Genomic DNA, 11,973 nt, shown 5'->3' on the forward strand with positions numbered 1-11,973 from the left:
GGCACGCGACACGGATACAGCTCAGCGGGCGGAGTCGAAACCCCGCCCGCTGAGCTGTATCGAACGCTTTAGCCGAGTCGGATGACGATCGGAGTCGCGCTCGGCGACGCGTACGTGTTGACGACGGTCTGGTTGCCGCCCCAACCGCCGTGCACGGCCTGGCCATTGCCAATGTAGATCGCGGTGTGGGGGGCGCCCGGCCAGATCAGAATATCGCCGGGTGCGTAGTTGCCATCGGTGACCTGGGTGCCGTAGCGCATGAAGTCGCTCACACCGTGGTCGTAGCCGCCCTGATCACGACGCGTCGTGAGGCCGATGGCTGCGAGTGAGTTCTGCACGAGGTCGGTGCAATCCTGGTTCACGCCAACCTGCGCAAGTGCTGCAGCGACCAGCCCGGTGGCGCCTTCGCCTGCGGGAACGTCGGTGCCGGTCGAACCGTTGTTCACCGGAGTCGCAGCTCCGGTACCACCGTTGGCAGCGGAGGCTGCCTGAGCTTCAGCAGCCTTCTTCGCAGCGGCTTCCTGCTTCTTCTGCTCTTCCGCGGCTTTATCGGCGGCGATGAACTCGGCACCCTCGACCGAACCCACGGTGGAGTCCACGAGGGTGATGTCGACGTCTGCGGCGGTCAGCGACTGCTGCAGCGAAACATCTGCATCAGGTGCGCCTTCGACGGTCGGGGTAGCTGCGTATGCAGGAATCGAGAACGTGCCGACCATGCCGAGGCTGAGCGCTGCTGCGCCGGCCATCTGGGCGATCCGCTTCGCTCGCGACGGGGTGCGCTGACCGAGTTCGCTCGGAAGCACGACGTCCGCGCTGGAGTGCTGAGTCACGTGGGTATCTGCCTTACTGTTGCCTACGGGTGTCTGCGTCAGGTGCGGGCCCTCGGGCCACGACTGTTCAAGGGTAACCGAACATCACGAATATGTCACGCTCGGGTCACGAAACCTTCAACCTCCGCTGAAACGTGCGGAAGTTCGGGCCCACTGCTCGGCGTCGATGGCTCGACGCCGAGCGATCTCGAACGATCAGATGACGCCCTGAGCCAGCATGGCCTGAGCGACCTTGACGAAGGCGGCAGAGTTCGCGCCGAGCACGTAGTCGCCGGGGCGCCCGTACCGCTCGGAAGCCGCGTACGCCGAATCGTGCACATCGCGCATGATGTCGTGGAGACGGGATTCGCTGGTGTCGCGATCCCAGCGCGACCGCGCCGCGTTCTGGCTCATCTCGAGCGCAGACGTCGCGACACCGCCTGCATTCGCCGCCTTACCCGGAGCGAACAGCACCCCGGCCTGTTGGAAGAGTTCCACGGCCTCGGGCGTCGCGGGCATGTTGGCACCCTCGGCAACCGCGCGCAGGCCACCCGCGATGAGCGAGCGGGCGTGATCGGCATCCAGCTCATTCTGCGTGGCGCACGGGAAGGCGAGCTCCCCCGTGACGTCCCACACGGATCCGCCCGAGACGAAGCGCGCGCTCGCGCGACGCTCGGCGTACTCCGAAATGCGTGCGCGCTCGACCTCCTTGACCTGCTTGAGGAGTTCGACGTCGATACCGGCCTCGTCGACGATGTAGCCGCTCGAGTCCGATGCCGTGATCGCGGTGCCGCCAAGTTGCTGCACTTTCTCGATGGCGTAGGTCGCAACGTTGCCCGAACCCGACACCACGGCGCGACGGCCTTCGATGCCCTCGCCCGCACGGAGCAGCATTTCTTCGGCGAAGAATACGGCACCGTAGCCAGTCGCCTCCGTGCGCACTTCAGCGCCGCCCCAACCGAGCCCCTTGCCCGTGAGCACGCCGGCTTCGTAGCGCTGGGTGATCCGACGGTATTGCCCGAAGAGATAGCCGATTTCGCGACCCCCGACACCGATATCACCCGCAGGAATATCGGTGTGCTCGCCGATGTGGTGCACCAGCTCGGTCATGAAGCTCTGGCAGAAGCGCATCACCTCGGCATCGCTCTTGCCGCTCGGGTCGAAATCGGAGCCGCCCTTGCCGCCGCCGATGCGCTGCGAGGTGAGCGCATTCTTGAAGATCTGCTCGAAGCCCAAGAACTTGACCACCGACAGGTTGACCGTCGGGTGGAAGCGCAGACCACCCTTATAGGGCCCCAATGCCGAGTTGAACTGCACGCGATACCCACGGTTCACTCGCACGCGGCCGGCATCGTCGGTCCACGGCACACGGAAGATGAGCTGCCGCTCCGGTTCCACGAGCCGGTCGAGCACACCGGCTTCGATGAACTCGGGGTGCTCGGCGAGCACCGGGCTCAGGGTCTCGAGCACCTCGTGCACGGCTTGCAGAAACTCCGGCTCTGCGGCGCTGCGCGACTCGACGGTCTCGGCAACTGCCTGCAGATGCGCTTCAGGGGTGGGTACGGCCACGAATGAACTCCTCGGTTTATCAACTCCGTTGTGGGCAGCCCTCATAGGCCGCACCGAATGGGTACCGCACTCCAAACGAGCCGTTTCGTGACGGCGGGGGGAACTACGGGGTCTCTACAGCGAGACGAAAATGTGGGCGGCGACCTCGGTTGGCAGGTCGATCGCCTCACTCGAACCTTCAACCTCGATGTGGACGACGTCCGCAGTACGGGTGAAGGAAGCTTTGTTGCCGGGCAGCACACCGGCACCCGCGAGCTGCTCCAGCAGCTCGGGGTCGGTCTGCAGGGGCTCGGCGAGCCGCTTGATGCGCGCAGTGATGGGCTGGTCGGGGTCGATGAGCACGTCATTCAGCCCGGTGACTCCGGTCTGGAACGATCCGGCGCGCACCGCGCCGAGCTCTTCGAGACCCGGAATCGGGTTGCCGTAGGGCGACTCCGTCGGGTTGCCGAGGATGCCGAGCAGCTTGCGTTCGACCTGCTCGCTCATCACGTGCTCCCAGCGGCAGGCCTCTTCGTGGACGTACGCCCACTCGAGCCCGATGACATCGGCAAGCAGCCGCTCCGCGAGCCGGTGCTTGCGCATCACGTGCGTCGCCTTGCTGCGGCCAGGAACCGTCAACTCGAGTCGGCGGTCATCGGTGACGACGACGAGCCCGTCGCGTTCCATACGGCCGACGGTCTGCGACACGGTCGGACCCGAGTGGCCGAGGCGCTCCGAAATGCGCGCGCGCAGCGGAACGATGCCTTCTTCCTCAAGCTCCAGAATGGTGCGGAGGTACATCTCGGTGGTGTCGATCAGGTCCGTCATCGCCGTCCTTTCGGGTCCGGCGTCCAGCTTAGGGCATCCTGACCAGACGGCGCATGCCCGGTCCGGTGCCGTCGCTAGAATTACGCGTATGGCTGACATTACGATCCCTGCTGAATTGCTGCCCGCCGACGGACGGTTCGGCTGCGGCCCGTCGAAGGTGCGTGACGAGCAGATCTCCTTCCTCGGCTCGCTGCAGCCGGGAGTGCTCGGCACGTCACACCGCCAGGCACCGGTGAAGAACCTGGTCGGCAGTGTGCGCTCGGGCCTCACCGAACTCTTCCGCGCCCCCGAGGGCTACGAGATTCTGCTCGCCAACGGCGGCGCGACGACGTTCTGGGACTCGGCCGTGCACTCGCTCATCGAGCGCCGCAGTCAGCACCTCACGTTCGGCGAGTTCGGCGCGAAGTTCGCGAAGGCGGCGGGTGCTGCCCCGTTCTTGGAGCAGCCCGACGTCCGCTCCGCTGATGCGGGCTCGCGATCGGAATCGTCCGCGGTCGAGGGGGTCGACGTGTACGCCTACCCCCACAACGAGACGTCCACTGGCGTGATGGCTCCGGTGCGCCGCGTCGCCGGTGATGCCGGATCGCTCACGGTCGTCGACGCCACCAGCGGTGCGGGCGGTATCGACTTCGATGCGTCCGAGGTCGACGTCTACTACTTCTCGCCGCAGAAGAACTTCGCCTCTGACGGCGGGTTGTGGTTCGCCCTGGTCTCCCCCGCCGCCATCGAGCGCATCGAACGCGTCACCGCGTCCGGCCGCTACATTCCCGAGACGCTGAACCTTGCCGGCGCCATCGAGAACTCTCGGAAAGACCAAACGCTCAACACTCCGGCCCTCGCGACCCTCGGGCTCATGGACGAGCAGGTGCGCTGGATGAACGCGCAGGGCGGGCTGTCGTGGGCTGCGGCCCGCACTGCCGAGTCCTCCGCAGTGCTCTACGACTGGGCCGAGCGCACCGCGGTCGCCACCCCGTTCGTCACGAACCCCGATCATCGATCGCAGGTCGTCGTCACGATCGACTTCGACGACTCGGTCGACGCGGCAGCGATTTCTTCGGCGCTGCGCGCCAATGGCATCGTCGACACCGAGCCGTACCGCAAGCTGGGTCGCAATCAGCTGCGCGTCGCGACGTTCACCGCCATCGACCCCGACGACGTGCGGGCGCTGACCGCTTCGATCGATTACGTGCTTGAGCGTCTGAGCTAACCGACCGCAGCGCATCGACCGCAACGCACCGACGACGGGCCGGGTGAACGGGGTTCTCAGAACCACCGTTCACCCGGCCCGTCGTCGTTGAGCCGCCGAACCCGGCTTACAAGGGGGGTGTTCCAGGCTCGGCGGGGCGCGGGTGTCCATCGCTGCGGGGTAAGGGGTATGCGGACGATGGAGCACCCGCTGGGGGCGGAGCAGCCGACAGAGGAAGGCCGTCAGCCGCTCCGGTCTGGGTTCGGGGGCCCGACTGGACCTCCGAGGTATGAATGCCCGAACGGTATACGTAGGCGCCGAGCAGTACGATCGTCGCCGCGAGCCCGACAGCCCACCACGGGAACCCCGGCTGATCGGATGCTGATCCGGCACGATCGAGATCGGCCTGCGGGGTCGGCGTCACACGCTCTGCGGTCACGAGGATGCGATGGGTGTTGATGCCCAGCGGAGTGCACGTCACCAGGGTGACGAGATCCTTGCCGTATTCCGGGAAGAGCGATGCCGTGTCCTCGGGTTCGACGACCTCCGTGGTCGTCACCCGATACGTGAGCACCTGCCCGAAGACCTCGATGGTGAAGGTGTCGCCGACCGCGAGACGATCGAGGTGCGTGAACAGCTCGGACGACGCCAGCCCGCGGTGCGCGGTCAGCACGGAGTGCTGCGATTCGCCACCGATCGGGAGTGACGTGCCCTCCAGATGCCCCACGCCCTTCGCGAGCGTCGCGTCGTCGGTGCCGTGGTAGATCGGCAGGTCGACATTGATCTTCGGAATGCGCAGGCGCCCCATCGCTCCGTCGGCGTCGGCGCGCAGCAAGTCGGCGTAATCGCCGTTGCCGCTCGCGACGCCGGTGCCCTGCGGCACCCGCGCGTTCTCGGCGAGCAGAGCCCCACCGACGAGATCGTCGTTGTAGGCCTGCGCTCGCGCAAGCTCGTCGGTGAGCTGCGTCGGGGTCTCCTGCTGCTCTGCACCGCCGACCGAGGCGATGACACGAGCCTGCTCCAGCTGAGACAACCAGTTGGCCACACTCGGGTACATGAAGATCAGCACGCCGATGAGTGCCAGCACCGAGATCACCATCGCGAGGCGAGGGAACCGCCAGGTGCGTCGAACCGATGCGTGTGCGTGGCGCGGCGCGCTCGGACGCGGTGCGGTCGTGATGCTCATGGGATCCTCCCCTCTCGGGATTCGATGCGGTGCTGGGTGTGGTTCGGGAGTGATGGCCGGGATCGGGGCGGCTGGAGGGCCGCCCCGATCCGCGGCCGGATCGCGGTTAGTTCGCGGCCCGCTGCTTGCGGCGCGATGCGGCGAGCGCTGCGCCACCGGCCATCGCCACGAGTGCGATGCCTCCGGCCATGAAGATCATGGTTCCGGTCGAACCGGTGAGCGGCAGGTTCGGCACCGACTGCTGCGTGTTCTTGATGGTGACGGGCGTGACGGAGGTGATCGCACCGGCGGTCACGGTGATCTTGGTCCAGACCGTGCTGTCCGTAGGAAGCACGTAGCCCGCGGGAGCCTTGGTCTCCTTGACCCAGTAGTCCTTCGATACCGTGGCGTCGTTGCCGACCCAGAGGCCGTCGATGGTGATCTCACCGGCGTCGTTCGTGGTGAGGGTGCCGACCGAGGTCACCTTCGAGGCGTCGGTGTTCGAGGTGTGCAGCGTGAACTCTGCGCCCTTCAGCGTCTGCGCGGGGGTCTTCGCCGAGGTCTTCACGATCTTGAGCCCGCCCCAGTTGGTCTGCGGCTTGTTGGTCTCGCGGACCGAGTCGTTGGTGTTGACGAACGCCTGGTTCAGGATCTTGCCGTCGCCGAGCGAGTTGACCTTGGTGGAGTAGTCGACCGTGACCGTCTTGGTGCTGTCGAGCTTGAGCAGCCCGGCGGGGGTGAAGGTGACGATGACGTTGGCGCCGTTCGCTGCGGGCAGCGTGGTGGGGCTGAGCGTGTAGTCGGTGTCGCGCACCAGCGCCGTACCGTTCAGCTTCACGTCGACGGCGGTGAGACCGAGGCGCGAATCGAGCTGATCGGTGATGACGAACTTGCGGTAGGTGTCGCCTGCGCCGAGTGCGGGCACTGCGGTCGAGACCGTCCACTTGACCGTGGAGCCGAGCTTCACATCGTCAGGAGCCGAGACGGTCTTGGTCGGTACCGTCGTGTTCAGCTTGTTCTTCGGGTAGACGTTCACGTCGTAGATCCACGTGCTGTCGGTCGAACTCGGGAACGGCACGGAAACCAGGAACGGCTGCGCCGGCGAGACGACCGGGTTCGTTCCGGGGCTGGTCTCGGTGACGAGGTACAGGCCGTAGGGCAGGTTGCTCGCAGTCGCGAGTCCGCCGCCTGCGGTCGTCACCGTGGGGGTGCTGGCGGCCACAACGCTGTAACCCGCCTTTGCCGCACTGCCGGTCACGTCAGCCGGGGTGAGCGAGTTTCCGCTGACCTTGGTCTGATCCCAACCGGTCGAGGTGGTCAGGTCGATCGGAGTACCGTTGAAGGCCACCCGGTCGATCTTGAACGTGACGCCATCGAGTCCGGCGCCGAGCGCGGAGATCGCTGACGGCGAGTTGATGACCTTGCCGTCGCCGGCAACGCCCGGGTCACCAGCGTGCTTGTGGATCGTGAGCGAGCCCACGGTGCCGGTGATGTTCGACGTGCTCGGGTCCGCGGCCTGGGCCGCAGTGCCGACACCGACGGTTGCGAGCAGCGCCAGAGCGGCGGCGCCGGCGATGGCGATCGCCCGGCGGGCGATCCCTTCGCGATTCTTGCGAGTCATGATGGTTTCCTCTCTATGGGCCGTGAGCACACGGACCCGGGTATGGGTGTTCTGAAAAGCGTGGATGGGTCAGTGGGTGCGTGCGCGGCGGATGCCTCGCGCGACCAGGCCGGTGATCACGGCGAGCGCTGCGATGCCGAGTCCGCCGAGTGTGAATGCATCGGCGCCGAGGCCACCGGTGAGGGGAACGACGACCGCGGACTGCTGCTTGTTCGTCTGCGCCCCCTTGTCGATCACCGTGCCGGCGTTGCTCGCATCGACCGTGAAGGTGAACTGCGCCCCGATGACGTACCCCGGAGGGGCTTTCGTCTCGGTCACCGTGTACGTGCCCCAGTTCAGGTTGCCGAGTGCGAAGCGGCCTGCGGCTGCGTCGGTGTCGGGTCCGGTGCAGGGCGTAGCGGTGCAGTCCGTGATCGCGGTGCCCGAAGCGCCCATGCCGGGGCCGGTGATCTTCCACTCGGAACCGTTCAGCAATGCACCGCCCGCCTGCGCGGTCTTCGACCACTTCACCGCCCCGGGCCGGTCACTGTTGGTGATCGTGCAGGTGACGTCGGCCGCGTTCGCAATCTGCACGACGCCTGCGGCAGATACCGTGAGTGCCGTCTGCCCGTTCGTGCAGGTCCAGGCGCTGGCCGTGTACCCGCCGGGGCCGGTCTCGGAGAGCGTGTAGCTACCCGCAGTGACGGGAGCCGCGGTGACCGCGGCCTGCGTGGTCTTGCCTGAGATCGTGGTGGGGCCGGTCGCCGTGAGGGTCCAATCCGAGACGACGCTGGTGCCGCCACGGGTGTTGTCCATCTGCTTGACGAGCGTGAGCTTCGGCGCCTTCAGTCGATTCACATAGGTGCAGTCGACGCGGTCTCCGGGAACGACGCCTGCGATCTGCGTGGCGTTGGGGCCGGTCAGTGCGGTTGTGGCCGTCGTGCCATCGAGATGCGTCACGAGGCAGCTTCCGCTTTGGAACTCGTAGTCGCCGCCGTTCTGCTCGTTCACCGCGATGGTGGCCGACTGCGCCTTGGCGCCGAAGGTGTACGACCATGAGGCGTCTCCCGAGGTGCTGGTGGTCTGCGTGACCGCGTTCGTGCTCGCGACCAGAGTCGAGCCGCTGGCGGGTGTGGCCGTTGCCCCCACCGTCCAGCCTGAGCGCGGCGTCGGGTTCTGCCCGTTCACGTCGGTCACATCCTTGTGGATCGTGACCTGGGCGACGAGAGGCGCGTTGAAGAATCGGCATTCCACTGCCTGCCCGCCTGCGGGAATCGTGATCTTGCCGGTCGTCGCGGTGCCCTGGGTGGTCTGCACACCGTCGACGAGGCAGCGGTAGCTCGAGGCGTACTGCGACAGATCGGTGCCGCCCGCGGCGGTCTCCGTGAAGGTGAGCTCGACGCCGCGCACGGTCGGGATCGGCCCGACGCGTTGGCCCTGCAGCCCCGCGGCGGTCCCGGTCGTCGTCGCCGTGCCGATGACCTGCGACCCCTGCGTCAGGGTGAGCGCGAACTGGTCGGTCGATTTCACGCGCTGACCGTCGATGAACTTTTCAAGCGTGATGGTGGGAGGTGACGAGCAGCTCGCGAGGTCGGTGCTGCTGAGTCCCGTCGTCGCGGCCACTGCCATGTTCGACCAGCCGGGCATGTTGTACGAACGCATTTCGTTCGAAGAGCCGAGATAGCCCTTCCCCGAAGCGTCGAAGGCGACACCGTTGACGCTATCCATGGTGGTGCGGCTCGCCGAGACCGCCGCGGTGATGGTGCCGCCATTCGCCGCGGCGAGGTTTGCTGCCGTCACACTGTAGATCGTGGTCGTGTTGTTCTCACCGCGCACGACGAAGAGGTTGCCGGCCGCATCGAAGGCGATGTCGCCGTTTGCCGCAGATCCCGAGTTGATCGCAATCGTGCCCTTGAACGAGATGGGTGTCGACGCGGCGGGGTTGTACTCGTACAGGCGGAAGTTGCCGCCGTCGGTGAATCCACCGAAGTAGTAGCGTCCGTTGCTGAGGCTGACGGCACCGGCGACCAGGTTCGTCGACGTGTTGCCCGAGTTCGCACCGGTCGAGCTCCAGGTGCCCGTTGCCGTGTTGAACACGTACACGGTGCCGTTCTGGTCAGTACCACCGCTGGCGCTGCGCATGATCGCGTACGCCGAGGTGCCACCGCTGCTGATGCCGAGGCCGTTGAAGTTCGAGACGTTGGATGCCGGCGAGCCGAACGAGGTCACGGTGCCATTCGGGGCGATCTGCTGCATCTGGCCACCCGAGGTGACCGCGTAGACGTATCCTGCGGTGCAGACCGGCTGCACTGCGGCGGCGGCTGCGGTGACGAGCGACTGCGCGTTTGCCCGAGCCTTGGTGCGCGGCGTCGGTGTCGTGACCGCCTGGGGCGTTGCGACGATCGCGACCTGCGTGGCCACGGCGTCGGCATTCGCCTCGGTGGCAATCTCTGTCCACGACGCGGCATCGCCGCTCTGGAAACCGACGGCGACCTGACTCGGGCGCACGCGGAACGTCTGGTCGGCGGCGACGTCGATGACCGCACTGGCGTCGGTGTCGGAAGCGAGCTGCTTCACGAGGAACGCACCGGGCGTCGGATCGAGATCGGCTCCGACGTAGTCGCTCTGACCGGTGTTGTCGGCCACGGTGCCCTGCACCGCTGATGCCCACTCGGCCGTGCCATCGGCAACCACCTGGGAATCGCGTGCGCCGACCACCGTAAACGAGGTCGAGGAAACGGCTGCCCCGGTCGCGTCGACCGCGGTCCACCGGAGAAACGGTGCCGCGAGCGGATCCGCCGCGGGCGCCTCGACCGCGGGGGCCTCAGGCGCGGGTGCTTCGGTCGCGGGCGTCTCGGTGACGGGGGCCGGATCGACCGCCGTGTCGGCCGCCTCGGCGGTCTCGGGTGCGGCAGCGTCAGTTGCCGCCGCGCTGGGCACCTCGGCGGTGGGTGCGGTGGAGGTGTCTGGAGTCGACGTCGTCGTCGGATCCTGAGACTGCGTGACCTGCTGACCGTCATTGGCCGCGGATTCGGCGAGCGCGGGTGATGCGCCGACCAGTGCGATTGCGCACGCTGCCAGCGTGGCGACGCCCGTGACGGCCCGGCGCTCCCACCGAGCGAAGGCGTGCCGGGATGCCTGGCCGTGCCGTCCCCGCTTCGGGCGGTTGAGCTGCTGCATGATGACCCCGTTTCGATTGCTTTACAGGGATGCATCACGCTTCTACCGCAACGCTGGCTACCCCTCGCGATAACGGTAGATTTTTCGATCTTCCAGGGGATCCGTAAGAATTACGCAACTTTTCAGAGGGTGCATAAACGCCTGATCAAACACGAAAACCCCCTGTGCCGCATGAACGGTACAGGGGGTTTTCGTGTGCAATCGAGGCGCCCGAGAGCGCGTTCACCCGGCGTCAGCTGCGGTGGGTGTCACCATCTTCAGCAGCCTCGCCCTCAGCGCCATCATCGTCGTCGTCGTCATCGTCGGTGTCGTCACCGTCAGTGTCATCATCGTCATCGTCGACGTCGTCGGTGTCGCCGGCGAAGAGCTCGGTATCGTCAGCGTCATCGGCGAGCCCCTCATCGTCGTCCTCGTCGTCCTCGAGGTCGGTGTCACCTGCTGCGTCGACATCGAGCTCGAGCGCGTCATCCAGGTCCTCGTCGTCAGCATCGAACTCGTCGTCGAGGTCGTCGTGATCGTGCTCATCACCCTCGTCGCCGACTGATTGGCGCGACTGGGCATCGCGATACTGCGCGAGCCGCTCCGACCACGGCACCCACTCGGGTGCGATCACCGCGCCCTCGCCCGGCAGCAGCTCGACTTCAAGCACGGTGACGGGGGCTTCCTCGCTGGTGCGCGTCAGCGTGGCTGCCCAGCGCCACCCGGGGTACCCGGGCAGTCGGCACTCGAAGAACTGAGTGAGCACGTGTTCGCCTTCGACGGCATACCCGTCGTGGCTGCCGATCGAGTCGGCCGGAGTGATCTCGAGCAGCGCAGTGCGCGCCTGCTCCGTCGCCGCGAGCAGCACCGAGTCCGGGGTCAGTGCCTCAGACATCGAAATCGTCCGCTACTCGACGCAGCATGGTCGCCACGGTGCGCGACTGTGAGCGCTCCGGGTATTGCCCGTTCTTGAGGCGCCCTCCGAGGCCGTCCAGCAGCTTGACCAAGTCTTCGATGATCACTGACATCTCATCTGCCGACTTGCGGCTGCGCTTCACGATGCGCGGCGTATCGATCACGCGCACCGACAGCGCCTGCGGGCCACGGCGCCCATCGGCGACGCTGTACTCGAGACGCGTTCCGGCCTGCACCTCGGCGTCCGCGGGCAGCACCGAGGCGTGCAAGTACACCTGCGATCCGTCATCGCCCTGGATGAACCCGAAGCCCTTGTCTTCGTCATAGAACCTGACCTTGCCGTTCGGCATGCCTCGTCCCTCTCCGTCTCGATGGGCATTCCCCGCGTTTCGCTCACGCCGGTCGGCGAGCGCGGGTGCCCACACATCCAGCCAATTCTAGCGGGGGATGCTGCCACCACGCGGAGCCTGAAACCCGATAAAATGGAGCGGATGTCCACTGAATCCAGCACGCCGACGCTCATCGAGCGCATTCTGGCGTATGCCTCGCTCTCGATCATCGCGATTGCGCTCCTCTCATTCTTCGGAACGCTGATCGTCGGCCTCAACGATCGACGCGCGCTCGCCGAGGGGTTCTGGCCGGTGGTGTATGGCATCTCGATGATCGGGCTGCCCATCGGCTTCGCGCTGCTCATCATTCTGCTGATCCTGACGCAGCGGCGGCGACGTCACGAAGCTCGGAAGCTCACCGGTCGCTAGACCGG

At 66.5% G+C, this 11,973-nt stretch carries 10 protein-coding genes; 2 read left to right on the forward strand and 8 right to left on the reverse strand.

Annotation, left to right across the window (positions count from 1 at the left end; genetic code table 11):
* Positions 1 to 68: 68 nt before the first annotated feature.
* The 3 genes from AMS67_RS08895 to AMS67_RS08905 form a co-directional block, all read right to left on the reverse strand.
* On the reverse strand, positions 69 to 830 hold the full coding sequence (locus tag AMS67_RS08895) for an NlpC/P60 family protein (RefSeq protein ID WP_053352297.1): 762 nt from the start codon (positions 828 to 830) through the stop codon (positions 69 to 71).
* A gap of 195 nt (positions 831 to 1,025) precedes the next feature.
* Entirely contained in the window at positions 1,026 to 2,378 is a 1,353-nt protein-coding gene (gene gdhA / locus AMS67_RS08900) for an NADP-specific glutamate dehydrogenase (RefSeq protein ID WP_053387066.1), read from the reverse strand.
* 114 nt (positions 2,379 to 2,492) lie between these two features.
* Positions 2,493 to 3,185, reverse strand: coding sequence for an iron-dependent transcriptional repressor DtxR (locus AMS67_RS08905; protein ID WP_053387067.1), 693 nt, complete (start codon positions 3,183 to 3,185; stop codon positions 2,493 to 2,495).
* Between the two features lie 88 nt (positions 3,186 to 3,273).
* On the opposite strand from AMS67_RS08905, the gene serC reads away from it, so the two are divergent.
* Positions 3,274 to 4,392, forward strand: coding sequence for a phosphoserine transaminase (gene serC, locus AMS67_RS08910; RefSeq protein WP_053387068.1), 1,119 nt, complete (start codon positions 3,274 to 3,276; stop codon positions 4,390 to 4,392).
* A gap of 106 nt (positions 4,393 to 4,498) precedes the next feature.
* Here serC and AMS67_RS08915 read toward each other — a convergent pair whose 3' ends face one another.
* From AMS67_RS08915 to AMS67_RS08935, 5 genes are all read right to left on the reverse strand, one after another.
* On the reverse strand, positions 4,499 to 5,557 hold the full coding sequence (locus AMS67_RS08915) for a class C sortase (protein WP_075201297.1): 1,059 nt from the start codon (positions 5,555 to 5,557) through the stop codon (positions 4,499 to 4,501).
* Positions 5,558 to 5,663: 106 nt separating this feature from the next.
* Entirely contained in the window at positions 5,664 to 7,157 is a 1,494-nt protein-coding gene (locus tag AMS67_RS08920; RefSeq protein WP_053387069.1) for a SpaH/EbpB family LPXTG-anchored major pilin, read from the reverse strand.
* A 69-nt stretch (positions 7,158 to 7,226) separates the two neighbouring features.
* Positions 7,227 to 10,316, reverse strand: a complete 3,090-nt coding sequence (locus AMS67_RS08925; protein ID WP_053387070.1) for a SpaA isopeptide-forming pilin-related protein — start codon at positions 10,314 to 10,316, stop codon at positions 7,227 to 7,229.
* 232 nt (positions 10,317 to 10,548) lie between these two features.
* Complete coding sequence (locus tag AMS67_RS08930) at positions 10,549 to 11,190, reverse strand: DUF3027 domain-containing protein (RefSeq protein ID WP_053387071.1); 642 nt, start codon at positions 11,188 to 11,190, stop codon at positions 10,549 to 10,551.
* Positions 11,183 to 11,560, reverse strand: a complete 378-nt coding sequence (locus AMS67_RS08935; protein WP_053387072.1) for a cold-shock protein — start codon at positions 11,558 to 11,560, stop codon at positions 11,183 to 11,185. The genes AMS67_RS08930 and AMS67_RS08935 overlap by 8 nt, the downstream gene beginning before the upstream one ends.
* Before the next feature lie 141 nt (positions 11,561 to 11,701).
* Here AMS67_RS08935 and AMS67_RS08940 point away from each other — a divergent pair, with 141 nt between their 5' ends.
* Complete coding sequence (locus AMS67_RS08940; protein ID WP_082305405.1) at positions 11,702 to 11,968, forward strand: hypothetical protein; 267 nt, start codon at positions 11,702 to 11,704, stop codon at positions 11,966 to 11,968.
* Positions 11,969 to 11,973 lie beyond the last annotated feature (5 nt).

The sequence above is a fragment of the Leucobacter japonicus genome (assembly GCF_001273855.1).
GTDB lineage: Bacteria > Actinomycetota > Actinomycetes > Actinomycetales > Microbacteriaceae > Leucobacter > Leucobacter japonicus.